This is a genomic window from Stieleria magnilauensis (assembly GCA_007753675.1).
Taxonomy (GTDB): Bacteria; Planctomycetota; Planctomycetia; order Pirellulales; family Pirellulaceae; genus Stieleria; species Stieleria magnilauensis.
This window is the reverse complement of sequence record CP036432.1, coordinates 5,519,032-5,544,825: the sequence shown is the minus strand read 5'-3', so window position 1 is coordinate 5,544,825 and position 25,794 is coordinate 5,519,032. Positions and strand designations below refer to the sequence as shown.

At 57.8% G+C, this 25,794-nt stretch carries 19 protein-coding genes; 11 read left to right on the top strand and 8 right to left on the bottom strand.

What is annotated here, in order from left to right:
- Positions 1-98: 98 nt before the first annotated feature.
- Positions 99-2,228 (bottom strand): PAS domain-containing sensor histidine kinase, encoded by a 2,130-nt coding sequence (locus TBK1r_RS19380; RefSeq protein WP_145214225.1) that lies wholly within the window; start codon positions 2,226-2,228, stop codon positions 99-101.
- A gap of 198 nt (positions 2,229-2,426) precedes the next feature.
- Here TBK1r_RS19380 and TBK1r_RS38710 point away from each other — a divergent pair, with 198 nt between their 5' ends.
- Together TBK1r_RS38710 and TBK1r_RS19370 are read left to right on the top strand one after the other, a co-directional pair.
- A complete protein-coding gene (locus tag TBK1r_RS38710) occupies positions 2,427-2,816 on the top strand; it encodes a hypothetical protein (RefSeq protein ID WP_372895401.1) in 390 nt (129 codons plus the stop codon).
- A gap of 48 nt (positions 2,817-2,864) precedes the next feature.
- Positions 2,865-3,302: a hypothetical protein gene (locus TBK1r_RS19370; protein ID WP_145214222.1), complete on the top strand. Its 438-nt coding sequence runs from the start codon at positions 2,865-2,867 to the stop codon at positions 3,300-3,302.
- 100 nt (positions 3,303-3,402) lie between these two features.
- On the opposite strand, the gene TBK1r_RS19365 is transcribed toward TBK1r_RS19370, so the two are convergent.
- Positions 3,403-4,881, bottom strand: coding sequence for a carbon-nitrogen hydrolase family protein (locus TBK1r_RS19365; RefSeq protein WP_419581575.1), 1,479 nt, complete (start codon positions 4,879-4,881; stop codon positions 3,403-3,405).
- A gap of 472 nt (positions 4,882-5,353) precedes the next feature.
- On the bottom strand, positions 5,354-5,668 hold the full coding sequence (locus tag TBK1r_RS19360; protein ID WP_145214216.1) for a helix-turn-helix domain-containing protein: 315 nt from the start codon (positions 5,666-5,668) through the stop codon (positions 5,354-5,356).
- 187 nt (positions 5,669-5,855) lie between these two features.
- On the opposite strand from TBK1r_RS19360, the gene TBK1r_RS19355 reads away from it, so the two are divergent.
- Together TBK1r_RS19355 and TBK1r_RS19350 are read left to right on the top strand one after the other, a co-directional pair.
- Positions 5,856-6,737 (top strand): carbohydrate kinase family protein, encoded by an 882-nt coding sequence (locus tag TBK1r_RS19355; RefSeq protein ID WP_419580158.1) that lies wholly within the window; start codon positions 5,856-5,858, stop codon positions 6,735-6,737.
- 54 nt (positions 6,738-6,791) lie between these two features.
- Entirely contained in the window at positions 6,792-8,852 is a 2,061-nt protein-coding gene (locus TBK1r_RS19350) for a glycoside hydrolase family 32 protein (RefSeq protein ID WP_145214210.1), read from the top strand.
- 242 nt (positions 8,853-9,094) lie between these two features.
- On the opposite strand, the gene TBK1r_RS19345 is transcribed toward TBK1r_RS19350, so the two are convergent.
- Positions 9,095-10,909 carry a TolC family protein gene (locus tag TBK1r_RS19345; protein WP_419580157.1) on the bottom strand — a complete coding sequence of 605 codons (1,815 nt, stop codon included), beginning with the start codon at positions 10,907-10,909 and terminating at the stop codon, positions 9,095-9,097.
- A 301-nt stretch (positions 10,910-11,210) separates the two neighbouring features.
- Positions 11,211-11,336 carry a hypothetical protein gene (locus tag TBK1r_RS38705; RefSeq protein WP_419580156.1) on the bottom strand — a complete coding sequence of 42 codons (126 nt, stop codon included), beginning with the start codon at positions 11,334-11,336 and terminating at the stop codon, positions 11,211-11,213.
- 405 nt (positions 11,337-11,741) lie between these two features.
- Here TBK1r_RS38705 and TBK1r_RS19340 point away from each other — a divergent pair, with 405 nt between their 5' ends.
- From TBK1r_RS19340 to TBK1r_RS19320, 5 genes are all read left to right on the top strand, one after another.
- Entirely contained in the window at positions 11,742-12,473 is a 732-nt protein-coding gene (locus TBK1r_RS19340) for a cytidylate kinase-like family protein (RefSeq protein ID WP_145214207.1), read from the top strand.
- A 125-nt stretch (positions 12,474-12,598) separates the two neighbouring features.
- The gene (locus TBK1r_RS19335) at positions 12,599-12,808 is read left to right on the top strand and encodes a hypothetical protein (RefSeq protein ID WP_145214204.1); all 210 of its coding nucleotides are present in this window, start codon (positions 12,599-12,601) and stop codon (positions 12,806-12,808) included.
- Between the two features lie 47 nt (positions 12,809-12,855).
- Positions 12,856-14,076: an efflux RND transporter periplasmic adaptor subunit gene (locus tag TBK1r_RS19330; protein WP_419580155.1), complete on the top strand. Its 1,221-nt coding sequence runs from the start codon at positions 12,856-12,858 to the stop codon at positions 14,074-14,076.
- A 76-nt stretch (positions 14,077-14,152) separates the two neighbouring features.
- Positions 14,153-17,599, top strand: coding sequence for an efflux RND transporter permease subunit (locus TBK1r_RS19325; RefSeq protein WP_145214201.1), 3,447 nt, complete (start codon positions 14,153-14,155; stop codon positions 17,597-17,599).
- A gap of 28 nt (positions 17,600-17,627) precedes the next feature.
- The gene (locus TBK1r_RS19320) at positions 17,628-18,986 is read left to right on the top strand and encodes a sigma-54-dependent transcriptional regulator (RefSeq protein WP_419580154.1); all 1,359 of its coding nucleotides are present in this window, start codon (positions 17,628-17,630) and stop codon (positions 18,984-18,986) included.
- Here the strand turns inward: TBK1r_RS19320 and TBK1r_RS19315 are convergent.
- Positions 18,983-20,188: a hypothetical protein gene (locus tag TBK1r_RS19315; RefSeq protein ID WP_145214198.1), complete on the bottom strand. Its 1,206-nt coding sequence runs from the start codon at positions 20,186-20,188 to the stop codon at positions 18,983-18,985. The two genes, TBK1r_RS19320 and TBK1r_RS19315, sit on opposite strands and share 4 nt — an antisense overlap.
- Before the next feature lie 277 nt (positions 20,189-20,465).
- Here TBK1r_RS19315 and TBK1r_RS19310 point away from each other — a divergent pair, with 277 nt between their 5' ends.
- Together TBK1r_RS19310 and TBK1r_RS19305 are read left to right on the top strand one after the other, a co-directional pair.
- The gene (locus tag TBK1r_RS19310; RefSeq protein ID WP_145214195.1) at positions 20,466-22,262 is read left to right on the top strand and encodes an arylsulfatase; all 1,797 of its coding nucleotides are present in this window, start codon (positions 20,466-20,468) and stop codon (positions 22,260-22,262) included.
- Positions 22,263-22,630: 368 nt separating this feature from the next.
- Positions 22,631-23,605 carry a DUF3500 domain-containing protein gene (locus TBK1r_RS19305; RefSeq protein WP_473772438.1) on the top strand — a complete coding sequence of 325 codons (975 nt, stop codon included), beginning with the start codon at positions 22,631-22,633 and terminating at the stop codon, positions 23,603-23,605.
- A gap of 286 nt (positions 23,606-23,891) precedes the next feature.
- On the opposite strand, the gene TBK1r_RS19300 is transcribed toward TBK1r_RS19305, so the two are convergent.
- Both TBK1r_RS19300 and TBK1r_RS19295 read right to left on the bottom strand, forming a co-directional pair.
- Positions 23,892-25,211 (bottom strand): DUF3472 domain-containing protein, encoded by a 1,320-nt coding sequence (locus TBK1r_RS19300; RefSeq protein ID WP_419580152.1) that lies wholly within the window; start codon positions 25,209-25,211, stop codon positions 23,892-23,894.
- 112 nt (positions 25,212-25,323) lie between these two features.
- A complete protein-coding gene (locus tag TBK1r_RS19295; protein WP_145214192.1) occupies positions 25,324-25,674 on the bottom strand; it encodes a hypothetical protein in 351 nt (116 codons plus the stop codon).
- Positions 25,675-25,794 lie beyond the last annotated feature (120 nt).

Genomic DNA, 25,794 nt, shown 5'->3' with positions numbered 1-25,794 from the left:
TGCGACGCGATCCAAGCCCTGGCGTGCAGGCAAACACCGCCACGCGAACAAGCCCGCCACTCAGTCAGCAGACGCCCCATTTGAGAACACGCGGCGCATCAAGTGAGCCGGGCGTCAGCGGGGGCGGGTTCGGAGGCTTCTTGGGTCGGCAGAACCGGCAGGATCACCGAGATCGTCGTTCCCTTGCCGACGATCGACTGCAGTCCGATCGCCCCATCGTGGCCTTTGACAATCCCGATCGAAGTGCTCAGCCCCAGACCGGTGCCCTGGCCGCGCGGCTTGGTGGAAAAGAACGGGTCGAAAATCCGATCCCGGATGCCGACCGGAATGCCGGTACCGGTGTCCGAGACGCTGATGACGACGTAATCACCGGGCTGAAGCGTGGTGTAGGAGAACGAGCGTTCGGTGACCAGCGTCATCAACGACGCTTCGATTTTCAGTACGCCGGTCTCGGACATCGCATCGCGTGCATTGATGGCCAGATTCATCACGACCTGACTGATTTCGGTTTCGTCACCACTGATGTCGGGCAGGTCCGGTTCAATCGTCAATTGCAGGCTAATGCCGGCCGGCAGGGTGCGTTGGATGATGGCTACGATTTCGGGCAAGAACGACTGCAGGCGAATCGGCTGGTGGACGCCGTCGCCGCCGCGGGCAAAGGTCAGCAGTTGCGAGATCAGATCGGCGCCGCGTGAAGCGCCGATCACGATGGTTTCCACCAGCCCGCTGCGATCGACGTTGGGATTGTCCCGCTGCAGCATTTTGCCGCTCATCAGAATTGGCGTCAGCAGGTTGTTCAAGTCGTGCGCGATTCCGCCGGCCAAGGCGCCGAGCGATTCGAGCCGCTGGCGACGCCGCTCGACCTGTTGCAGCTTCGTGCGGGCAACCAAGTCGAGGTCAAAGATGACATCACCGATCGATTCGCCCTCGTCAAACAGTCGCGTCCGTCGTCGTTCGATCCGCAGTCGTGTTCCGTCTTTCGCCGTCGCACGCAGTTCACCCGACCAGCGGGACGCGGTGTCGTAGTCGCTGCCGTGGACGTTGGCGGAATGATCGTTGGGGGCAACGATTTGCAGTAGATCGGCTGCCGTATGCCCGATCACCTCGGAGGCTTCATAGCCATAGAGTTGCCGTGCACCGCGATTCCAGTAGATGACGCGTCCGGCGGCGTCGAGCACATGAATCGGATCGGGAATCTCGGCCAACAAGGCCTCGTGCTGTTTCAACCTGAGCCGCGAAGCCTGTTGATCGGAGACATCACGCACCGAAATCGCCAGACGATCGATTCCGAAATCGGTGCGGGGTTTGACCGAGATTTCCGCCAGCAGTGGTTCCCCGTCGGTGCGTTTGACTTTTACCCGTCGCAGCAGCAGCGGGTGTTGGCTTGGGTCGTCGAGCCGGTTGGCAAGCCATTCATCGATCACGGTCGTTTCGAAAAAGCGTGTCAGTGCCTGCCCGGGCAAGTCGTCGGCGGAGACGCCCAGCATTTCCGCCATCGCGACATTGGCCACTTCGATCCGCCCCAATTCGTCGGTCACGATGATCCCGTCTCCGCTGCTTTGGAACAACAGTTCGAATCGCTGATCGGCTTCGGCGGTTTTGCTGTCAGCGACCAAGCGGCGGTGATGTTCCGAGCGCCGCGCGGTGTACAGCAACGCCAGTGCGGCCAGCATCACCGCGTGACCGGCGACCAAGCCGGAAAGGGCACCCTGGCGTTTCGAATCCAGAACGCCGCGGAGTTTGTCGAGTTGGCCGCGGAGTAATTCTTCGAGCGACTCCAGCCGCGACCGTAGCGATTTCGATTCCTGGCGCAATTGCAACAGCTGCTCGTCACTGACCGAACCTTGCGCGACATTCGCCGATCGCAGCAGTTCCAGAAAGTCACCGACGCCGTCGTGAATCCGGCCCAACAACGAGGGTGCATTGGGTTGGTCTGCGGTCTGCAATTCGCCGAGCAGCTGGTCGCACCGGGCAATCGCTTCGGCCAATTCCAGCCGATCTTGATCGTCGCCGCCCATATTGAGAACACGGACGCGAGACGTGGCGGCGGCCAGGTTGGCGCGCAACGAACCGAGTTGCTGGAGCCGGACTTGGGCGAGAGAAATGCGTTGATTGGCAACCGGCAGATCGCTCATCGCCCGGTAGGCGATCACGAACGAGCCGACGGTCAACACGACCGCGGCGCTACAAACGATCGGGAAAGCATTTCGGCGGATCAGGGCTTTCACGAATGGGCATTAAAAACAAAGGGAGTGGATGCACCGCCGCAGCCCCTGTGGCAAAAGATTTGGCACCTCAATGGGAACATCATTTGCGTCAGGTCGTGCAAGCTGCGTACCGGAGAGTGCGGGACGTGCGACCGTTTAACTTAGCCGAACAGGACCACTCCCATCATCCGCTCCTTGCCTTTTTCGCGAACAACCACGATGTCAACTCAACTCGGTGCATTAGTACGACTTGCTCAAGAAAGCTGGGTGGGGTGTTGCTGGGACACCGAGTTCGGATCCTATCGACTGAATTTGCGCGGGTTGCTGTCGCGGCAGGCATGGGTGGCGGCCAGGGCCACGCGGGGCGAGGAATCGCAGTGTTGGCGGCAGGCCGCCGAATGGCTGGCCGTGGTCGAAAGCGACGCGCGGACGGCGGCGGAGTACGCTCGTTCGGCCCTACAGTCCTTCGAATCGGGGGAACTCGCCGTCGCGATCAGGCTCTTCGATCAAGCGAGTGCGCTGGCGGCAAAGTATCCTGTATCAGTAGGTTATGTTGCCTGCCGTTCACTTTGTGAAGAGCTGTCTTGCGGTGATCCCGCGACCGCGTGAACGAAATCCTGGCAAAACAATTTCCACACGGAAAGGCATTTCTCAGCCATGGTTGCATCATCAAGCCATCTTGCCAAATCCATTCACGACACGCTTTTCAACGCGATCGCACTTGCCGAACAGGCGACGGTCGGCGTCAATGACCAAGAGGGAAATAGCCACTACCTGTCGATGTTGCTGGAAGACCGACTCGGTAGACTTCACCAGCAGTTATTGGCCCTGTTTCGCCTGCAGGACCAGTCGCTCGACCGCGCGGGCGCGACAGCCATCGATCCGCTGTCGAAACGGCGTCGCCGATTGATCGGTGGGGTGGACAACGCGATCGATGTGGCTGCCGATACCGATTCCAGCGGCGCCGTCCGTCGATCGATTCTGGAGGACCTGGAGGGCATCGAGCGAGACTTCGCAGCTTACGAAGTCGAATTCGCCCGCGTTTCTTGCGAAAGCGTTGATGCACCCGCCGCCGCGGATCGAAACGGGAACTGACCCGCCGACGCCGCTCAGGGACCGCCTGGTTCCGCAACCCCGACGCCTACCGCTAAAAAAATGCTTCACAGCGTTGCCCGGCGCCTTGGCGGCCAGCGATTCACTTTTGGGTCACGTCGTACAGATCGGTGCGGCGATCTTTCCAGTTGGTGACACTGCCGCGTTCACGGTGGCGTCGCAGCAGTTCCAAGTCGACGTCGTGGATGATGACGGTTTCGATGTTCGGACTCGCTTCGGCACCGATCCCGTCGCGGGCGAAGGTGACATCGCATGGCGTCAAGATCGCCGATTGGGCATAGTGCACGTCGGCGTTTTCGACGAAGGGCAAGTTCCCGGTGCAGCCGGCGATGGCCACATACACGTCATTTTCGATGCAGCGGGCTTGGGCACAGGCACGGACGCGGAGATAGCCGTGTCGGCTCTCGGTGTTGTAGGGGACAAAAATGATGTCCGCCCCTTGGCCCGCCGCCAAGCGACCGAGTTCCGGGAATTCGCAGTCGTAGCAGACTTGGATCGAGACCTTGCCGCAATCGGTATCGAACACGTCCATCGACGGTCCGCCTTCCACGCCCCACCACGAGCGTTCGCTGGGCGTGATATGCAGTTTGTATTGTTTGTCGATCCGCCCGTCCCGATGGAACAGAAACGCGACGTTGTAGAGACGATCGTCTTCGACAATGAAGTGCGATCCGGCGATGATGTTGGTATCGAATTTCATCGCCAGGTCTGCGAACACTTCCATCAATCGGGGCGTGTATTCGGCCAGCTTTCGAGCCGCCTCGCCGGGACGCAGCGAGGGGATGATGGAAAGCAATTGGGTCGTAATCAACTCGGGGAACAACAGGAAATCGCAGCGGTAGTCACCGGCGACATCGACGAAGTACGTGATCTGGCGGGCGAATTCGTCAAAATCCGCCACCGCTCGCATCTGGTACTGCACCGCACCGATGCGGACCGGGCGGACGGTGCGGCGGTGCCGCCGCTTGCTGACCGGCGAATACTCCAGGTTGCGCCAGATCAAGAAGGTCGCGTAGCCACAGCTTTCGGTGTCCGTGGGCAGGTAGTCTTTCAGCAACCCTTCCAGCGCAAACCCGTTGGCGACCTGGGCGGACAAGACGGGGTCAAAAATCGACTTGTTGATGACGCGATCGACGTACTCGGACGCCTTCATCTGGTCGGCATACTTGTGATAGCCGGGGATGCGTCCGCCGACAATCATTTGTTCCACGTTTCGGCTGCGGCAGAGCTCTTTCCTCGCGTCGTAGAGTCGACGTGACAGTCGCATCCCGCGAAAATCGGGATCGACCATGATCTCGATGCCGTACAACGTGTCGCCCTTGGGCCGGTGATTGCGAATGTAGCCCGCATCGGCCGTTTTTTTCCAGTCGCACCACTCCAGGTCGTCGTCGTAGTCGAGCATCAGGCTGCTGCTGCTGGCCACCACGCGTCCGTCACATTCGACAACGAGCTGGCCCTCGGGAAAATGCTTGAGCTGACTTTCGATCTGGTCGCGGCCCCACGGTTCCATGCCGGGAAAACAACGCAATTGCATCCTCACCAAGGCTTCGTAATCTTCCATCCGGAGCTGGCGGACGAGCAGTTTGCGTTCAAATTCGGAGACATCAAAATCCGGTTCCGCCCCCACGTGCGAGCCGCTCAACACGGCGTGATCGGGGTGGCGATTAACGGGAGTCGTGGGTTGATTCATTAATTTTTGATTGCGTGAGGATGATCCATGCGCCGCAGCGGTTGAACGCCAATTCATGTTCAGTCTCGCTGCTTCGATTCATTTTGACAGCCGTACAAACTGGAAATTTTTTTACCAATTTCGCAGGGCGGCTGAGTCTCGTTTGTCCACAGATCCTTGGCGCCAGGGTCTGGGCTGTTCACGGACCGCGATTCAACGGTGTCGGACCACACACCGGTGGTCCGACGGTTGGGGGGCAATGATTGACGAGCGATTTTTTCATCGCGTCCCAAGACTTCAAAGCTGATCGGGTGTTCGGTGGCAAAGTCTTTCGCAAGGTTTGGCAAGAAGTTTTCCATCACGATCACGACGTCGGCATTTCGATCTTCAGTTGGCGAAGCCGGCTTCTCAGCGTCGGCCGACTGATTCCCAGACGATGACTCGCCTGACTGATGTTCCCTCCGGTCGCTTCCAACGTGGTTCGCAACAAGATTTCGTCGACCCGATCATAGATTTCTTCGCGAATTGACGAGGCTTTTTGGGTCAACAACCAAAGAACCTCCTGCTCCAAACCCTGTTGCCACGCGGCCCGTTCGAGGGGGGAGTGCTCGGCCGGGACATCCGGTAAATCAATACCATCATGCGTGGTGGTCGGCAGAATCGGTTCGTTGTGGTGCATGGGGACTGTGCAAAACAACTCCCGTGCCGTTTTGAACAGAGCGGTGGTCGAGGGGCGGTAATTCTGGGTTCCTTCTGCGGTATGATGGTGCTGCAGTGGATCGGGTGAAGTTCTTTGTGCCGGAGACGAAAGGCGTTTCTCCGGAGGACATGCAGACCCGAACGGGAATCGCAGAGGAGTGATGGTTGTGCATCAGGTTGTTGGGATTGGTGAAATTCTTTGGGATGTTTTTCCTGATGGACCCCGTTTTGGAGGTGCCCCGGCCAATTTTTCGTGCAGCACGTCGGAGTTGTCGCGTGGCGCCGCTGCGGTGTCGATGGTCAGTGCCGTCGGGGAGGACGATTTGGGACGCAAGGCGATCGAATCGCTGAAACAACGCGGCGTCGACACCTCGGTGTTGCAGGTCAATCAACACGCGACCGGAAAAGTCGACGTCCAGCTCGATGATGATGGCAAGGCAAGCTATCACTTTGCCGACGATTCGGCCTGGGATCATCTGGTCTGCAGCGATGCCTTGGGCAAGGTCGCGGCGCAGTGCGACGCGGTCTGCTTCGGCACCCTCGGACAACGCAGTGAAACGTCACGCCAAACGATCAACCAGTTCGTCCAGGCGACACCGGAATCGGCGCTGCGGATTCTAGACGTGAATCTGCGAGAGCCCTTTTACGACGATTCCGTCATCCAGCAATCGCTCGCACTGGCCAATGTGCTCAAACTCAATGACGACGAGCTGCCTCGACTCGCCCGGATCAGCGGCTTGTCCGGCGACGACGTGGACGTGATGCGGCAACTGGCCGCGCGGCATCAGTTGCGTTACGTCGCGTTGACACGCGGGGCGGATGGCGCGGCCATCGTTTCCGACAGCGAGGTCAGCGATCTTCCGGGGATTCCCACCGAGGTGGCGGACACCGTCGGCGCGGGCGATGCCTTCACCGCCGCGATCACCCTGGGGCTGCTCGGCGGGCAAGACATCGACACCGTCAACCGAAATGCGATCGCGGTGGCGTCGTATGTGTGTTCACAACCGGGCGCGACGATGACGTTTCCCGACGAATTGATGAAACCCTGAATGCCCGGTTTGCTGATCTGACAGACCTGCGAGCCGCCCAAGGAAATTTTGCCAATGAGCGTTGTGAAAATCCTGTTCGTCGTGATCGTCGCATCGGTCTGTTCGAGCCACGCGGTGATCGCTGACGATTTGTTGATCGATGATTTCGAATCCGATTCCTACGGCGAATGGACGATCACGGGGGACGCGTTTGGTGCGCAGCCGGCATCTGGCACCCTTGCCAATCAAATGCCGGTGTCAGGATTTCGCGGTCAGGGTCTGATCAACACGTTCGTGGGAGGAGACGCGACGACCGGGACCGCCACCAGTCCCCCGTTTACGATCGGGCGCCGCCATCTGGCGTTTTTGATCGGCGGCGGTGCCCGGCAAGACAGCGTCGGTATCGAATTGCTGGTCGACGGCAAATCGGTGCGTGTTGCCAGCGGGGCCGAGTCGGAGGAACTGCAATGGTCGTCTTGGGACGTGGGGGAGTTTGCGGGGCGGCAAGCGCGTGTTCGCATCTATGACCGTGCGACCGGCGGATGGGGCCATCTGCTAGTCGATCATCTGGTCCAGACCGACGATCCGCCGAAACGTTTTGATCTGGAGCACCAGCTCGCCAAGTATCGACAATCGGCCGACTACCTGCGCGAGCCGCTGCGGCCGCAATATCACTTCAGCCCTGAAATCAATTGGATGAATGATCCCAACGGGCTGGTGTTTCATGACGGCGAGTATCACCTGTTCTACCAATACAATCCCGCGGGTAACTCGTGGGGCCACATGAGTTGGGGCCACGCCGTCAGCGCCGACCTGACCCACTGGCAACACCTGCCGCTGGCGATTCCCGAAGCCGACGGCATCATGGCATTCAGCGGTTGCTGTGTGGTAGATCATCACAACAGCTCGGGATTCCGCCGCGGGGACCAGCCCGCGATGGTGGCGATCTATACCGGTCACGGCAACGGCAAACAGGTTCAAAATCTGGCCTACAGCAACGACAACGGTAGGACCTGGACGAAGTACGCCGGTAACCCGGTGCTGGATATCGACAACCCCGACTTTCGTGATCCCAAAGTGTTCTGGCACGAAGCGACCGGTCGCTGGGTCATGGTCGTCTCGCTCGCCAAAGAAAAAGTCGTGGTGTTGTATGCGTCGAAGAATCTGAAAGACTGGAGCGAACTGAGTCGTTTCGGTCCCGCGGGTGTGGCACAAAAGTCGAACTGGGAATGTCCGGACCTGTTCGAATTGCCGGTCGAAGGCGGCGAGGGAAAGACGTTGTGGGTGCTGGAGGTCGACATGGGAAGCGGCAGCGTGGCCGGCGGCAGTGGCGGCGAGTACTTCGTCGGCCATTTCGACGGCACCCGGTTCACGGCGACGCAGGAGGCCAAGTGGGTCGACTTCGGAAGAGACTTTTACGCGCCGGTGAGTTGGTCCGACATCCCGCAGTCCGATGGACGCCGCATCTGGATCGGTTGGTTCAACAATTGGCAAACCTGTCTCGTCCCGACGTCCCCCTGGCGCAGCTGCATGTCGGTGCCACGCACGTTGAGTTTACGGAAGACACCGGGTCGCGATGACTCCGGTGGCGATGACTCCGGTGGTTACGTCCTGGTGCAACGACCGGTGAAAGAACTGCAGCAGCTGCGCGTTCACAGTCGATCGATCCAGACACACGGGGCGACTTGGCCGCCGGTCGCGGTGACCAAGCCGGGCGAACTGACGGACAGGGTGTTTGAGCTTGAGACGACGTTGAAGCCCGGCACCGCTCGCTCGGTCGGGCTTCGCATTCGCACCGGCGACGATGAATTCACCGAAGTCGGCTACGATCGCGAGCCGGGTGCGGTCTACGTGGATCGGCGGAAATCCGGCAATGTTGCCTTTCATCAGGCGTTTGCGGGACGCCACGAAGCGCCGGCTCGCGTCCTCGATGGCGAAGTCTCACTGCGGCTGTTGGTGGATCGGTCTTCGATCGAAGTGTTCATCAACGATGGCGAAGCCGTGATTAGCGACCGCATTTTTCCGTCCGGCCAAAAGCCGACGATCGAAGTCTTCGCCGGCGACGAATCGGCCCAAGTCACCGCGACAACGCTGCACGTCCTGGACAGCATTTGGCACCCTATCGGGGACAATTAGTGTTCCGTGTTAGCTCAATTTTCGGGTAGTGGACGAGGCGACGCGTCCTCTGCAGTCGGCATAATGGCAAGGCTCGTCGCCTCGTCCAATACCCCCTACCCGAAACGCAAGGTGACACGGAGCACGAGTCGGCCTCGCTCCGCGATCGATGTTGGTGCAGCCTCGACAAAACCCACCTTCAGATCGGAACTCGATGTCAATTGTACGTACGCTGGGCAAGTTGAGTGAGAGCTGGCCCTGTACTAAAAACCACCGCCGCCGAGTGCCTGGTAGGCGTTGACGATTGCCGAGAGTTGTTCGTTCTTTGTTTCCACCAAAACCATCTTGGCTTCCATCAACTCTCGTTGAGCCAACAGGACTTCGACGTATTCAGCTCTTGCGTTTTGAAACAGTTTGTTGGCCGCGTCGACGGAAGCTTGTAGAGATGCGAGCTGCCGTTTCTTGACCTCGATGCTGCGCCGGTAGTTCTCCACCTTGGTGATCTGGTTGACGACTTCGATGTGGGCTTGGAGAACGGTCTGTTGGTAATTATAAATCGCCTGCAACTGAGCCGCGTTGGCGCTGCAATAGTCAGCCTTGATCGCTCGTTTGTTGATCAGTGGTCCAACCAGTTCACCGGCCATCCCGTAGAGCAAGGACTCTGGCGTTCGGAACAGATAGCCGGTGCTGAAGGCGTTCCAACCGAGTCCGGCGGTCAAGCTGAGCGAAGGATAAAACCGTGCTCTGGCAACCTTGACATCCAATCCCGCAGCGGCGACCTGTCGTTCGGCTTCGCGGATATCGGCTCGGTTCAGCAGCAACTCTGAGGGAATGCCGGCCCCAAGCGTGGTCAAGTTCAGATCCACAAATTCACCCTGGATCCGTTCGACGGGCTGCGGATAACGGCCGGCCAGAAAGTTGATCCGGTTTTCGACTTCGACGATCTCCTGGGCGATCAGAGATCGTTCGCTGAGGTTCTTCTGGACTTCGGCTTGGAAACGCTGAACGGCCAGTTCGGTTCCGCGCCCGGCGGCTTTCTTGGCTTTGGCAACTTTTAGGCTCTGCTGTTGAATGTCGATCGTCGATTGCAAAATCTGCAGACGGTTGTCCAACGAAAGCAGCCGATAGTAGTTCTCTGCGACCTCGGCGACGACGCGAGTGATGATGTAGTTTCGGCCCTCTTGGGTTCCGAGGTAGCGCATCGCGGCGGCACGCTGCGAATTGCGGAGCTTCTTCCAGATGTCCAGCTCCCAGGAGGCATTTGCACCGAAGGCGAAGTCACCGAGCGGATCGGGAAACTCGGTTCCAGGTGCCACTTCGAGTTGATGTTCGACGGCACCGGCGCGGGTGTGACGACCGGTTTTTTCAAATCCTGCGCCCGCACCCAGTGTCACGAAAGGTCGGTACTCGCCGCTACGAGCATAGCTTTCGTTGTGCGCAATTCGGATTTCTTCGGACAGGATATTCAATTCCTGGTTCCCTGACAGCGTTTCGCTAATCAGGCTTAGCAAATACGGGTCGCTATAGAAGATACCCTGTGGCAACCGTGCCGAATTTTCAAACGGTGCGATGTCAACATTGCTGTCGCTTGGTCCGACATCCGTATCGATCATGCCGAAGTCGGGGCCGCCGGACGATGTGCCCGTGGCGTCGGTCGAATCATCCTTTTGGCCGTCCCCTTCGGATTCAATTTCCCTGTTTGCTTCATCCATGCCCGTCAGCGTTTCTTCATCTTGTTCAGCCGGTCGCACAAAGCTGGCTGATTGGATGAAATCCGCGAATGACTCGGACTGTTGGGGGGGATGGAGAGTTGCCGCATCGTCCTGAGACATGTCAGGAGCGGCGTCAACGGCCGATGTCGATACCGGGTTGGAACTCCAGAACGGGATGCTGTTGTTCCAGGCGTAGGCCGACGGCATGGCCGGCCCCGGTTTCGCGCACCTCAGTCCTGGGATGCCGCAACCGGAAGTGGTCAGCAAGGTGACGCAAAACAGCGTTGAGAGCACGACGCGTTTCCTGCGTTTGCTCCGTTGGCGACCGCAGCATGTCGTGGATGAAGACGCGTGTCGATCATGCATCAGCGACTCGGACGGGCCCCCGGCCTCGTCCGGCTCACTTCGTTCACGAATCGGTAAAGTATGCAGTGGTGAGCGATTCCGGTTCATGTTCGTCCTTGATGACCTTCGCGTGATGGCGTCCTGCCGAGCGACTTTGCACATTCAATTCGTTCGGCTCCACTGGATGCGTGGAGCCGATTGGGTACGGTGGTTATCGCCCTACCGGTTGTATTGGATTGATCAGGTTAGCCGATTCCTCTCGACTGTGCCAAAATTTGCAGAATGACTGTTTCGAACGATTCGTTTGCGTTGACTCTGCCGGTCATCGCCTCTCTTCCTGCACCGGCAGGATTGCAATCGTCGCCACGGCAACGACGAGACAGCCAGGCAAGATCCGGCGAACGATTTCACACAGATACCAAACGAAGTCGGTTTGATCGAGTTGCATCGTGTTGACTCAGGAGCAAGTCTGATGCCAATCACTACGAAAATGCCGGGTCGAGGCGCGTGTCGAGACGATTGGCCTGTCGTGTGAGCCACCGAGACTTTGGGGGACCAATACATAATCTGTCGCGCGACGGATGTTGCGATGCCGTCAGTTAGGGTTTCGATGGTCGAGCAGGGCTGCAGAGGCTGGCACTTGTCTGCAACGGATTGCTTCATCCGGAGCACCAGCGAAAACGGTTGTCTCTACTTTATTGAATCACCGCAAGGCGGTGCAGCGGCGCCGCTTATGGAAGAATCTCTGGTGAACCGCGCCGCTGGTGGCCACCGTCTCGTGATTTGGTCCGTCACGTGCTCTCCCCGCGATGGTCAAATCACCCAACCGTGTCCCCAGCAAAGGAACTGACCCGTGGTACTACACGTCCCCGCCATCGAACACAAAGTAGAGAGCAACATCTTCAAGTGGGTTCAAGCCGAAAAGACTCACCGCCGACTGGCCGCGCGTGACCTGCCAAACCAAGTGGGCCCCTACTTGGCATTGTCCCGCGAAACCGGTGCTTGCGGCAGCGAGATCGCCCAAAAGGTCGCCGAGCGAATGCAGTGGGATTTACTGGACCAGGAAATCGTCGATTACATGCACCAACACTACGGCACACCGCGTTGCCTGATCAGTCGTGTCGATGAACGTCACGAAAACTGGCTCAGTTCAATCATCACCTCGCGAATCGGAGGGCTTGGATTTTCTGAATCGACCTACACCCACCGAGTTGCCAAGTTGTTGTTGTTGGCTGCCACGCACGGCAAAGTGGTCATCGTCGGCCGTGGCGCTCGCTTTATCTTGCCCCGCGATCACGGTCTGTCCGTGCGGATCGTCGCCCCGATGGATTTTCGCGTCGCTCAAGTGATGCGTAAGCGAGGGCTTGGCGAGAGAGAGGCCTGTCGGTTTGTTGCCGAGACAGATCACAATCGTGACGTCTACATCAAAGAGCACTTTCATCAGAAAGCTTCCGATCCGCACTTGTACGATTTGGTCGTCAACGTTGGTGATCTCTCACTCGACGACGCGGCGGACACGATCGTCGAGTCCTTAGGGCATCTGGGGCAAAAACGTCTCGTTCGGCGGCCTCAAAACGTGGGCTGATGCTGCGTCTCGTGCCAGCCTCACTGCGGAGGGGCGTCTGGCAATGGCATGTGCAAACGCTTGCCGCAGCCGCGCAAATCCTTGCAGATGTCGACCAAAACGTGTATTTTTTTGCACTAGCTTCGATGACGAATTTGCTGCGAAATCCCAGGCAAAACACCATCTCTTTCGGGTCGACGGGGATCTGGAAAACAGGATTGGCACGGATGATGCAGCGGAAAGGCTGTGCGTTTCTCGATGAGGTTGCGGTGCCCCGCCAAGGCGGTGGTCGGGCCGTTCATCTCGCGACCGCCGAGATCGCTTTTCAAACCAGTCGGTTGTCGGTTGTCGGCTGACGTCCCTTCACACCAACTTCCCCATGAATTCAAGGAAACTCCCTTCAATGCGTGTCAAATTGATTGTAGCAGCACTCTTCGCGATCGGTTCTCTTTCGATGGCGAGTGTTGACAAGCTGAAAGAAACCTATCACGAATCTTTCGGATCACATGACTCGGGAAGGGAGCACGTTGATGACTCCACTGGTTCGCACGAATTGCCCCTGCACGACGGCGAACAACACTCGGCAGGCGAACACAGCGGTGGTGAGCATCACGCTCAACACAGAATCACCGTGACCAGCCCGGTTGCCAAAGACGTGATGTTGACACAGCAATACGTTTGCCAAATACACTCCCGTCGACACATCGAAATTTGCTCGCTCGAGAGCGGCTACTTGAAAGAGATTGGTGTGAGCGAGGGCCAAAAGGTCCAAGCGGGCCAGACGATGTTTCGTATCCAGTCAACTCTCTACGAAGCACGACTCGATGCTGACCTGGCCGAAGCTCAATTGGCCCAGGTCGAATACGACAACACTGAAAGTCTGGTGCAGCAAAACATCGTGTCGCCGCAGGAGCTAAAGCTGTCGAAGGCGAAGCTCGCCAAAGCGCTTGCCAACGTCAAGTTGGCACAGGCGGAAATGAATTTTACTGACATCAAAGCACCATTCGATGGCATCGTCGACCGGTTGCACGAACAGGAAGGGAGCCTCGTCGATGAAGGTGCGATGTTGACGACGATGTCCGACAACAGCGTGATGTGGGTCTACTTCAACGTTCCGGAATCCCGCTATTTGGAGTATCAAGCGGCAATGAATGCCGGGCAGGGTCAAGACAGATTGAACGTGCAACTAAAGCTTGCCAACCATACGGTTTTTGGCCATCCCGGGAAGATTGGTGCAATCGAAGCCGACTTTGACAGCGAAACTGGAAACATTGCGTTTCGCGCAGATTTCCCCAACCCCGAAGGGTTGCTACGCCACGGTCAGACCGGGACGGTGCTGATTCACGAGGTCGAAAAGGATGCGATCGTCATCCCCCAGCGTGCGACCTTTGAGATCTTGGCCAAGAAGTACGTTTATGTGATCGACGAAGACGGCGTGGTGCATCAAAGAGAGATCGTGATTCAAAACGAAAAGGACGACATCTTTCTGGTCGCCGAAGGCTTGGAGGCGGGTGAGAAGATCGTGTTGGAAGGTATTCGCCAAGTTCGCGACGGCGAGAGGATCGAGTACGAGTTTGAAGAGCCTGAGACCGTACTTGCCAATTTGAAGTACCACGCCGAATAGGCTTCGTCGGACTGCCCCACACCTGCCTTCGAAAGTCGGGATGACTTTCGCCTTGACACTGAAACGCCACCAGACCATGTTTGAGAAATTTCTGCATCGGCCCGCGCTCGCCATCGTTATCTCGCTGCTCATTCTGTTCATGGGTGGCCTGGCCATCAACGTGCTGCCGATTTCGCAATTCCCCTCGGTCGCTCCGCCCAGCGTTCGCGTGTCGGTCTCCTATCCCGGAGCGAGTGCCAAGATCCTGATCGACTCGACGATGGTGATACTGGAACAGGCCATCAACGGTGTGCCCAACATGCGGTACATGATGGGAGACGCCACCAGCGCAGGTGAAGGCACCATTCAAATCGTGTTCGAGCCTGGAACCGATCCGGATGTCGCGGTCATGAACGTCAATAACCGTGTGCAGATGGTCAAGAACAATCTGCCACCGATCGTTGAGCGTGAAGGCATTATCGTGATGCAGAACATGACCAGCATGTTGATGTATGTGAACGTGTTCAGTACCGACCCCAAGGTCGACCAGAACTATCTCTACAACTATGCCACGGTCAACATTCTCAACGAGATCAAACGCATTCCCGGTGTCGGTCGTGCCACCATTCTCGGCAATCGAGCGTATGCGATGCGGGTCGAACTCGACCTGGATCGGATGCGTGCCTACAAAGTCGACGCGGAAGACGTGATGAAGGCGCTCGACGAACAGAGCATGATCGGATCGCCGGGCCGGCTCGGTCAAGCCACGGGAACGACCTCGCAAACGCTCGAGTACGTTTTGACTTGGGTCGGTCGATACAAGACGCCCGAAGAATACAGCAAGATCATTCTGCGAGCGACACCCGAAGGCGAGATTCTGCGTCTGGGTGACGTCGCAAACGTCTCGCTCGGTTCGTCGTTCTATGACCTTTACTCCGACATCGACGGCCTGCCCGCAGCGGCCATCGTGCTCAAGCAAACGCCCGGATCCAATGCCGCTGAGGTGATCGAATTGGTCAAGGAAAAGGTCGAGCAGATCAAGCAGGCGTCGTTCCCCCCTGGGATGGACTACGCCGTCACCTATGACGTCTCGAACTTTCTGGATGCGTCAATCGAAAAGGTGCTGCACACCCTGTTTGAAGCATTCATCCTCGTTTCGTTGGTCGTCTATTTGTTTCTGGGCGACTTTCGCAGCACACTGATTCCCACCCTTGCCGTTCCCGTCTCCCTGATCGGCACGTTTTTCTTCATGCTGATGTTCGGGATGTCGATCAATCTGATCACGTTGTTTGCGCTGGTGCTTGCCATTGGCGTGGTGGTTGATGATGCGATCGTGGTGGTCGAAGCGGTCCATGAAAAGATGCATGCAAAAAAGATTGGCCCCTATCAAGCGACGCAAGAAGTTGTCCGCGAGATCAGCGGAGCGATCATCGCGATCACGTTGGTGATGACCGCCGTGTTTATTCCCGTCACATTCATGACCGGCCCTGTGGGCGTGTTTTATCGGCAGTTTTCGCTGACCATGGCGATGTCGATCGTTATTTCGGGCGTGGTGGCTTTGACGCTCACACCCGTGCTGTGCGCGATGATCTTGAAGCCGCTCGATGACAAGGGCGGTCGCGGCATCGTCGGAATGCTCAACCGCGGCATGGACAAAACAGCCGGACGATACGCGTCCGTTCTTCGCGGGCTACTATGCCTGTTGCTCGGTACCGCTGTCGGAACTGGGGCGTTTTTCCTTTTGCACGTCGACATCGTTCACGAAGTCCTCTCCGAGCAGTTTGAACTGACCGACACGAGAGTGCAGGTCCTCGCTTTGCTGGTCGCCCTGCTCGCCGCGTTTTCGTTTCGAGCAACCTTTTCGGGATTCGAGGGCAGCGCGAAGCGGCGCAGCCCGATCGGCGTGATGCTGCATGTTTTTGACCGCGGCGTCGAACAGGTCACCGGTGGCTACGTGGGCATCCTTCGCCACATCATCACTCGCCGCTTCGTAACCGTGGCTGTGATTGCCGTGTTTGCTTACGGCATTCTGGTCGTCAACAAAGTGCTGCCGACCGGATTCATTCCCCTGGAAGATCAAGGGATGATTTATGGCATCGTGCAAACGCCACCGGGGTCGACGTTGGAATACACGAATGCAAAATGTCACGAACTGCAAAAGATTTGCAAGGGGATGGACGAGATCACTTCTGTCTCTTCGATCGCCGGGTATGAAGTCCTTACGGAGGGCCGCGGGTCGAACGCCGGAACTTGCATCATCAACTTAAAGCCATGGGCCGACCGCGAACTGACGTCGAAACAAATCATTGAGCAGTTGGAGGAGCGCGGAACCGACATTGCAAACGTCAAGTTGGAGTTTTTTGAACCGCCTGCGGTCCCCGGTTTCGGCGCCGCCGGCGGGTTTTCGGTGAACCTGCTCGATAAAACCAACAGTGGCGATTACACCGCGCTCGGCGAAGAAACCGACAAGTTCATGGAGGCGCTTGGCAAACGACCCGAACTGAAAGGCTTGTTCACCTTCTTTGCCGCGAACTATCCACAATACGAAATCATCATTGACAATGATGTTGCCATGCAGAAAGGCGTTTCAATTCGAGACGCGATGGACAACTTATCAATCGTGATCGGCAGCACCTGGGAACAGGGATTCGTGCGGTTCGGCCAGTTCTACAAAGTCTACGTCCAGGCCGCCCCTGAGTTCCGCCGTTATCCTGAAGACCTCGACAACATGTTTGTCAAGAATGAAGCGGGCGAAATGGTTCCCTATTCCGCATTCATGCGAATCGAAAAGAAGCAGGGGCTGAACGAAATCAGTCGCTATAACTTGTATCCGACCGCCCCGATTCAGGGGGCGCCGGCGGCGGGGTATAGTAGTGGCGAAGCAATCGCTGCGATCAAAGAAGTCGCCGCCGAAACGCTGCCCAACGGTTTCGATATCGACTGGCGCGGACTTGCCTATGACGAAGCCAGGGCCGGTAACACCGCCATCTATATCTTCGCGATCGTTGTGATCTTCGTTTACATGGTACTGGTGGGGCAGTACGAGAGCTTCATCATTCCCATCGCGGTGCTGGCATCGTTGCCGGTCGGATTGTTCGGTTCGTTCTTTTTTCTCAAGTCGATGGGACTTGCCAATGACGTGTATTGCCAGATCGGTTTGGTGATGTTGGTCGGATTGCTCGGCAAGAATGCGATCCTGATTATTGAATTTGCCGTTCAACGTAGGCAACAGGGACTGAGTGTCAAAGACGCCGGTATCGAAGGTGGCAAGCTACGCTTTCGACCGATCCTGATGACTTCGTTTGCTTTCATCGCCGGCTTGATTCCGTTGGTCCGAGCGACGGGGCCAGGTGCCATCGGTAACCGCACCATTGGCACCACGGCAGTGGGCGGCATGCTGCTAGGAACAATCGTCGGCGTGTTGGTGATCCCCGGGCTGTATTACCTGTTCGCGAAGTTCGCCGATGGGCGACACCTCATCCGGGACGAGCACGAAGAGCCTTTAAGCGAACGCTTTGAGCGTCACGAAGCGGATGCGACTTGACCGGTTTTCAGAGAGCGAGAGCACGTCTGTGGAACGCAAATTCAATCTCCTGATCGTCGACGACGAGCCCAATCTTCGCTCGGGGCTCGCCAGAGGTCTGTCCAAAGTCGCAGGCACCATCGAGACCGCAGCCTCGGTCAATGAAGGGCTCGACAAGTTTGATGCAGGTAACTTTCAACTTGTCATCACCGACGTGCGGATGCCAGGCGACCGAGACGGATTGGAATTGATTTCATGGATTCAACGGAGGAAACCTGGCACGACCACCATCGTCATTACGGCTCACGGCAGCATGGAGACGGCTGTCGATGCCATGCGGCGTGGGGCCTTTGACTTTATCAGCAAGCCGGTCGACCTGGAATTGATTCGCCAACAGGTCAGCAGGGCGTTCAAGCACCATCAACTACAAGATGAAAACCATGAACTAAAAGAGAAGCTGGCCGCCGTCGGCGAGATTGGCGGGATCGTCGGCAACAGTCAAACCCTCGAGGAGTTGCTGATTCAAATCCGCCAAGTTGCATCGACTGATGCGACCGTCATGATTCAGGGAGAGAGCGGAACCGGCAAAGAACTGATCGCCAAGGCGATTCACGACCAAAGCAACCGGTCGGCGGGACCATTCATCCCCGTCAACCTGGGCGCGCTGCCGGAATCACTGCTCGAAAGCGAGTTATTTGGGCACGAGCAAGGCTCGTTCACCGGTGCATCGCGACAGAAACCAGGCTTCTTTGAGCAATCGATTGGTGGGACGCTCTTCCTCGACGAAATCACAGAAATCCCAGCCAAGAGTCAAGTCGATCTGCTGCGCGTTTTGGAATCACAAACTTACAAACGCGTTGGCGGTGAAAGAGAGCAGAGTTCGGACGCTCGGATCGTGTCGGCAAGCAACCGTGACGTTTCGAAAATGCTTGCCGAGGGAACGTTTCGCGAAGACCTTTTCTATCGGCTGAACATCGTCCCCATCCATGTTCCGCCGCTACGGTCTCGACGAGGCGATGTTCCATTATTGGTGGAGTACTTCCTGGACCACTTTTGCAAACGTCACGGTCGTCCGCTAAAGAGCGTCGATGCGGATGCGATGCAGCTTTTTATTAACGCGCGTTGGCCCGGGAATGTTCGTCAATTACGAAACGTCATCGAACGTATCGTCGTGACCTCGGCGAATGATCTGATTCGAATCGGTGACCTGCCGGAGGAACTGTCCAGAGGCGAGGGCCAGCGGAACCATTCCGCTCGGACACTCATTGAAATCACGGAAACGGCTGAGAAATCAGGCATTGAGGATGCTCTCGCAGCCAACGACTCTCATCGTGAACAAACCGCAAAGTCACTCGGAATCAGCGTGCGGACGCTACACTACAAAATGAAAAAATATGACCTCCACTAACGCGATTGCGTGACGCCGGAAAGCGGGTGGCCGATGACGGCCTGCCAGGCGATCTGGCGAAACTTTCGATCCAGCTGGGGGCCGGGGAAGGACGCGTTCCCGTCGAACGGGATGTCGGCTTCAATCAATTCAGGCGACTTTCCATACAGCGTGGCATAGAACACGTAGCCTTCCAGTCGATCAAAACCGGGACCGATGTGTCCCAGTTGGTCGCGCCACAAGGAACGCTCCTTGCCGCCGATCACACGGTGGATGCCCTCGACGCCCGGCAACTCGCCTCGCAAGTAAGCCTTGGCCGCCAAGACCATCGCGTCGGACGTCGGCATGATAAAGATTTTGTCGGGATACTGTTGGCGAAGCACCTCGACTTGCTTCGAGTACTCTGCTCGCCGTTCCGCGCCGAGTCGATCAAAGACTTCTTCGGTAAAGAAAGTTTCCGACTTCGGGTTCGTGCCGAGTTGATACAGCTGTGGCCAAGCGTCCGACAGATAGAACTTCATGTCGGGGTTGTACTTCAAACAGAAATCGATCCAACACGAATAATAAGCGGGTCGGTCGTTGAAGTACGGCCCCCACATCATGGCGTCCCATTCGGCGTTGGCGATCGATGCAAGCAGTTTCGGCTCGGGGCGGCCTTCGAAATCGAAGATCCCGTTTTCTTGTTCCCACTTGTAGCGTGTGCTGCCGGTCATCCCGCCCCCGGTGTGCGTGTAAAGCGGTTGCGTCATGCCGGCCGCTTTGCAGATGATCGGAAACGTCCGGTAGCCCGGCGCCATGAAACTGTGTCCGGTGCCGACGATCCGCAGCGCGCCGTCACGGGGTTTTTCAAAGGCAACCACGGCGGGTTGTTTTCCCTTCACCGACTGCTCGAAAATGGCTTTGATCTCCTGCGGCGGCAGGTAGCAAACGGCGTGTTCGGGAAAACGTTCCTGGTCCCAGCCGGGATTGACCTTGAACTCGCGCGGCGCTCCGCGGCTTGCGCCGCCGACATTGCCTTGCCCGGTCGCCCGCGACAACATCTTCTGGCGGTACCGATTCGCCTCGTCGATCGTCAGCGTGCCGTCGCGGTTTGTATCCGCATCCGGGAAACGCTGTCGCCAGTTTTCCAGTTGTTTCGCCGACGGGACGGACTGCGCCAGGCACGGCGCACCGGCGCTGAATCCGAAGCTGGCGGCAACAAGGATCAGGGTTGAAATTCTCATCGGACCTGCACGTTCGGGCGAGGGAAGTGGACCGCTGCAATGGCACAGCACACTATAACCGATGGCATTCCGGCCGGGACTGCCGATCCGTCGAGAGGTCGCTGGGTAGTTGGTAGGGCATGCTGTGCATGCCAATCGTCACGCACCGCGTGACCGACGCATCGGCAGTCACGCACAGCGTGACCGACTGGGTTACGATGGTGCGAACGAAACGATCCGCGTCGAATGCCTCACCCATCTTCCTACCGGGCCGTCGCCCCTATCCTTGAGAAACTCCATGCAGAGAAAACCCATTGTCCCGGCGATCGTTGTCCTCGCGATCCTTTTTTGCCTGGGCGTCTTCGTCCCGGGAATCTCCACCACGCGTGCCGTCGCCGCGGAACGGCCCAACGTGATTGTCATCATGAGCGACGACCAGGGAGGCGGCGATTACGGGTTCATGGGAAATCCGGTGATCCGAACGCCCGAGCTGGATGCGATGCACCGCCGCAGTGGTTTTCTGAGCAAGTTCTATGTCAGTCCGGTTTGCGCGCCCACGCGAGCCTGCTTGATGACCGGCCGATACAACTACCGCACCCGTTGTATCGACACCTACATCGGTCGAGCGATGATGGACTCCGACGAAGTCACGATCGCCGAGTTCTTGAGAGACGCCGGTTATCGCACCGGGATCTATGGCAAGTGGCACATGGGCGACAACTATCCACTCCGGGCCATGGACCAAGGATTTCAAGACTCTCTGGTGCATCGCGGCGGTGGCATCGGCCAACCCTCCGATCCGATCGACGCCGAAGGCAAGTACACCGACCCGACGCTGATCAAGAACGGCGAAGAAACACCGATGGAAGGCTATTGCACCGACATCTATTTTGATGCCGCGATGGATTTCATCGAACAGAGTGCCAAGGCTGACAAAAACTTCTTCACCTACATTGCCACCAACGCGCCGCACGGTCCCTTTCACGACGTGCCCGAAGCCTTGTACCAGGAGTACCGCAAGGTTGATTTTTCACCCATCCTGGTCAACAAACTGAATCCGAAGCGGCTGGAGCAGGAGAGCGACAAGTTGGCGCGGATCGCCGCAATGATCACCAACATCGACGAGAATGTCGGGCGACTGTTCAAGAAACTCAACGCACTCGCCCTGACCGAGAACACGATTGTCGTTTATCTCAACGACAATGGTCCCAACACAATGCGGTACGTCGGCGACATGCGTGGCATGAAAGCGGCCGTCGATGACGGTGGCATTCGCTCGCCGCTGGTCTTTCACTGGCCCGCCCAGGTACAAGCCGGTCGCAGCAGCGACGTGCTGTGCGCGCACATCGATCTGCTTCCCACCTTGCTGGATGCTTGCGGAATCGAGGTGCCCGATGGACACAAGCTCGACGGGCGAAGCTTTCTGACGCTGTTGACCGGTGACGCCACGACCTTGCCGAAACGCCAAGTCGTTTTACAAACCCATCGAGGGAACGAGCCGCAACGCTACCATCACTTTGCCCTTCATGAAGAACCCTGGAAACTTGTTCACCCGAGTGGATTTGGCAACGAACGTTTTGCCGGCGAGCCGAGTTTTCAGCTTTACGATCTGAGCAAGGATCCGCGTCAAACCAACAATCTTGCCCAGCAACACCCTGACGTGGTGCAGCGACTCAAACGCGGATACGAAGCCTGGTTCAAAGATGTCAGTTCGACACGGCCGGACAACTACGCGCCGCCGCAGATCGTCATCGGGACTGAACATGAGCTACGTAGTGTTTTGACGCGTCAGGACTGGCGGCACATCCAGGGGCGTCCTTGGGCGGGCAATTCCAACGGTGTCTGGTTGCTGGAGGCCCCGGAGGCAGGGAGCTATGAGGTGGAGATTGTTTTTGCGGGCGACCCACCGGCCGGAACCGCGACAATTACCGTGGGAAAACTGATCAAGACACTCGAAATCCCCGCCGGACAGCGGCGCGGACACAAGACCGATCTCCGACTCCCGGCGGGGCAAATGACCCTCGCCGTCGACGTCGTCTTTGAGGGAAAGACTCAAGGCCCGCACCAAGTGATTTTGACGCGCCGCGACAAGTAGGCAACGCCCGAGAAAAGTTGGAGGGCCGTTTTGTTCACCCTTCCCTGCCGGGGAGGGTGGCTTGATTGATTGCGAATGGTGAGTGTGTCTACCTTCCAGCTTTTCTGGTTTCGAGTTTCGGCGTAGGTCAGGCTGTGCCTGACGGCCCATTGGCATGCACAGCATGCCCTACGAAACGACGAAGCGCACTCAAAATCAGATTGGGAGTTAAAAGCGACGCCCACGAAGAGTGGGCATGCTGGGAATGGATCATCACCAAGAATTGTGCGTCACAGTCGGCAACTTGCTAAGATGAAATCGTTCCGCCGTCCTTCGACGGTTCCCGCCTGGACCTTCCCCCCAATCTTTCAGTGAGCACAGAGATGAACATGAACCGTCCCGAAACGCGTCGCAATGGCCAGCGTGTTGCCCGACGAGACTTTGTCAAACTTGGAGGAGCCGTTGCCGCCGGAGTCGCGTCGGCGGGTCTATTCGACCCACGGTTCGCTCATGCCGCGACATCGAAGACGTCCGCGGAAACCGTGGTCGCCGAACTCTATGCATCGCTTTCGGAAAAACAAAAGAAGGCGATCTGGCGACCGTTCGATCACCAAGACCGCCGCAAGATCAACGCGAACTGGCACGTCACCAAAGTGACCATCGGCGACGACTTGTTTTCCAAGCAACAACAAACCCTGATCGATCAAATCGTTCGCAACATCACCTCCAAGGATGGTTACGAACGCCTGATCCAGCAGATGGATGAAGATGACGGAGGGATGGAAAACTACAGTGTCGCCATCTTCGGCGAACCCGGCACCGACCAGTTCCAATTCGAAATGACTGGGCGGCACCTGACGATGCGTGCCGACGGGAATCGCGTCGACAAGGCGGCATTCGGCGGACCGATCGTCTATGGCCACGGTGAAGAGAATCCGAGCGACAACCTGTTCTTCTACCAAACCCAAAAGACCAACGAAGTCTTCCAGGCACTCGATGCCGATCAAGCGGAAGCGGCGCTGCTGAAAAAGGCACCCCGAGAAACCGCGGTTCAGCTACAAGGCGCCGGTGGCAAATTCCCAGGCATCGCCGTCAGCAAGCTGGCGAACGATCAAAAAGAACTGGTCGAATCGACGTTGAAAGTTTTGTTGGCACCCTATCGAGAAGAAGACGTCGATGAGGTGATGGCGATTCTCAAGAGCAGCGGTGGGCTCGACCAGCTTCACATGGCGTTCTATCAGGAAGAAGATCTGGACGACGACAAGGTCTGGGACATTTGGCGCGTCGAAGGCCCGTCGCTGGTCTGGCATTTCCGCGGCGCCCCGCACGTTCACGCCTACATCAATATCGGTGTGAAGTCCTAGACACCACGACGTTTTGTATCCGTTCCGATTGAAATTGACGACCGGACGTTTCGCCGGAACGGGATCCGGCAACCGTTGGTGTGCAGCCTTTGGGCGCTCCGCGAGTCGCCTTCAGGCGTCTAGCAGTCTACCGCAGCTTAACTTTCGGGTAGTGGACGAGGCGACGAGTCCTGTGTAGTCGGCATCTTGGCAAGGACTCGTCGCCTCGTCCACTACCGCCTAACCGAAAACCACGGTGCGGCGAAATGCTAGTGGAGGATCGGCTAAAGCCTAGACACCAACGGCCTCAATCCCGCGGTAGCGCGTCGAAATCGATCTCCGGCTGCGCGTCGGAGGTGGAGCTGCGGGTAAAGGTTTCGCCCGGTCGACCCGTTTCGTCAAAGAAACCGCAGTTGCGTAGAAAGAAGTGATCGCCATCGGCACCGCCGGTGAAATCCAAGCGGTGACGACCCCGGCCGGTTGCATCGACCGAGAATCGCGCGCGGGTGCATTCATGCCATTGCTGGTTGATGTCGCGCACCCAAACATTCGCGTAGTTTGCACGACGCTCGATGTGCCCGTGGGTCGGCGAAAAGTTTTCAAGGAATCCGTGGAATCCCGTCAGGTGTGTGTCCGTCTGGGGACGGCGAAAGCTTGCGATCAATCGCCAGGTCTGTCGGGCTTTGTCTCCGAACCACGACGAGTAGATCGTGTTTCCCTGTCCGTCCGGTCGGACTTCGGTCAAGAAACGATAGGTCGTCCCTGCCTTCCAAGGGTAGACCAGATAACTCTGGCCGCCGGAGCCTTCGTTGCCGAACTCGCCGACGTGCACCTCGGGGCCTTTGGCAAGCATCACGATTTGTTGGTCTTTGGGAATGTCACGCGGGTTGTCGGTTTTGAAGGGACTCCAGACCGAGAACAGGACGCGACGTTCGTTTGCACCGTTGACCTGAATCCCAAAGTACCCTTCGCCAAACCCGTTGGTCATGAAGTAGGAACCGATCGGGTCTTGGCCTTCGGGGACGGTGAGTTCGCTGTAGGCGTATTGCAGTGTTTGATCGCGGGGGACTTCGTAACGCAGATGCACCGAAGGACCACGACGCCCCCAGTAAAACATGTTGCCCGCGTTGGACTTCACGTAGTCCAGCGACAGGCCGTCGGACTCCGATGCGACGATCAAGTCACTGATGTCGGCGTAGGTGCTTCCACCACGCTCGACCCGTTGCAGATCAACGCGGACGTAACCGGCCTCGGGGACTTCGATCTGCCCGACCGGGTTGACGGAGAAGTCCGGCGATTGGATCGCGGCGTTGAAGTTTTGTTCAGCAGCGCGGACGGCCAACTTGCTCGGACCGTCAGCGACACGTGCTCGAATCGCCAGCTCCAAGACAGCGGGGCGATCCACCCGAAAGAAGACCGTATAGATCTGGTCCGGATCGGACCAGGCAATCGATGCATCTCGCCGAAAACCTCGACCGCCCGGGTTCGGGGCAGTTTGAAACGCGTTGCCGGCGACGGGAATCGTCCAATCGGTGGCGTGACTGACGCTGCCGGGTGATGCGGCCAACGCTGTGAGGAGGGTCAGGGCAGAGACAAAGCGGGCTGTATTGGTAAACGCGTCAATCATCAGCGGTCTAAATGGGAGCGAAGGTGAATCAAGGTGAGAGGCTGACCACGATAATCCCGCATCGACAAGACGAACAGGCTCGGCGATTCAGCCGCGGGCGTCGGACTGCTCCCTAGTGTGTGCGCTGCAGCCAGCGAAGGGCCTCCTCCTGGTCCATCTGAGGCATCAGTTTTGTGATCGTTGCGGCAGGGTCGGTGCAGATGCTGCGCAGGCAACGCAGCAACATGTCTGTCTTTTCATCCTCCAAATTCCTGATCGATCGCGCCAAATGTTTACAGATCGCGGCATCGGCGCGTTGCCCCTGTTCTCCCAGCTGGCCGATCAGCTGAACGACTGCGGCAAAATCCACGGACGGATCGTCCAGCAACGCTGTCATTTCGCCGATGTGATCCGACAGGTCGATCCCGAGCGCATACGCCGCTCTCATCGCAGCGATCGCGACACCGGGGCGTCGATCTCCCATCAAAGCGGTCAACTTCTTGCACCGTTGATTCGCCGATGCGTTGGACGATGCGTCGCATCAGCAATTCCAACTCGGCCCGCTGGCGAGTCGTCAGGGGTGGCTTGGAGCCGAACAACCCGA

Excerpts from the sequence above, each read along its gene's own strand:
- TBK1r_RS19365 (WP_419581575.1), bottom strand. The coding sequence starts at position 4,881 with ATGGAAGATTACGAAGCCTTGGTGAGGATGCAATTGCGTTGTTTTCCC.
- TBK1r_RS19345 (WP_419580157.1), bottom strand. The coding sequence starts at position 10,909 with ATGCATGATCGACACGCGTCTTCATCCACGACATGCTGCGGTCGCCAA.
- TBK1r_RS19300 (WP_419580152.1), bottom strand. The coding sequence starts at position 25,211 with ATGATTGACGCGTTTACCAATACAGCCCGCTTTGTCTCTGCCCTGACC.
- TBK1r_RS19350 (WP_145214210.1), top strand. The coding sequence starts at position 6,792 with ATGAGCGTTGTGAAAATCCTGTTCGTCGTGATCGTCGCATCGGTCTGT.
- TBK1r_RS19295 (WP_145214192.1), bottom strand. The coding sequence starts at position 25,674 with ATGGGAGATCGACGCCCCGGTGTCGCGATCGCTGCGATGAGAGCGGCG.
- TBK1r_RS19315 (WP_145214198.1), bottom strand. The coding sequence starts at position 20,188 with ATGAGAATTTCAACCCTGATCCTTGTTGCCGCCAGCTTCGGATTCAGC.
- TBK1r_RS38705 (WP_419580156.1), bottom strand. The coding sequence starts at position 11,336 with ATGCAACTCGATCAAACCGACTTCGTTTGGTATCTGTGTGAAATCGTT.
- TBK1r_RS19360 (WP_145214216.1), bottom strand. The coding sequence starts at position 5,668 with ATGCACCACAACGAACCGATTCTGCCGACCACCACGCATGATGGTATT.
- TBK1r_RS19330 (WP_419580155.1), top strand. The coding sequence starts at position 12,856 with ATGCGTGTCAAATTGATTGTAGCAGCACTCTTCGCGATCGGTTCTCTT.
- TBK1r_RS19310 (WP_145214195.1), top strand. The coding sequence starts at position 20,466 with ATGCAGAGAAAACCCATTGTCCCGGCGATCGTTGTCCTCGCGATCCTT.
- TBK1r_RS19305 (WP_473772438.1), top strand. The coding sequence starts at position 22,631 with ATGAACCGTCCCGAAACGCGTCGCAATGGCCAGCGTGTTGCCCGACGA.
- TBK1r_RS19325 (WP_145214201.1), top strand. The coding sequence starts at position 14,153 with ATGTTTGAGAAATTTCTGCATCGGCCCGCGCTCGCCATCGTTATCTCG.
- TBK1r_RS19370 (WP_145214222.1), top strand. The coding sequence starts at position 2,865 with ATGGTTGCATCATCAAGCCATCTTGCCAAATCCATTCACGACACGCTT.
- TBK1r_RS38710 (WP_372895401.1), top strand. The coding sequence starts at position 2,427 with ATGTCAACTCAACTCGGTGCATTAGTACGACTTGCTCAAGAAAGCTGG.
- TBK1r_RS19335 (WP_145214204.1), top strand. The coding sequence starts at position 12,599 with ATGACGAATTTGCTGCGAAATCCCAGGCAAAACACCATCTCTTTCGGG.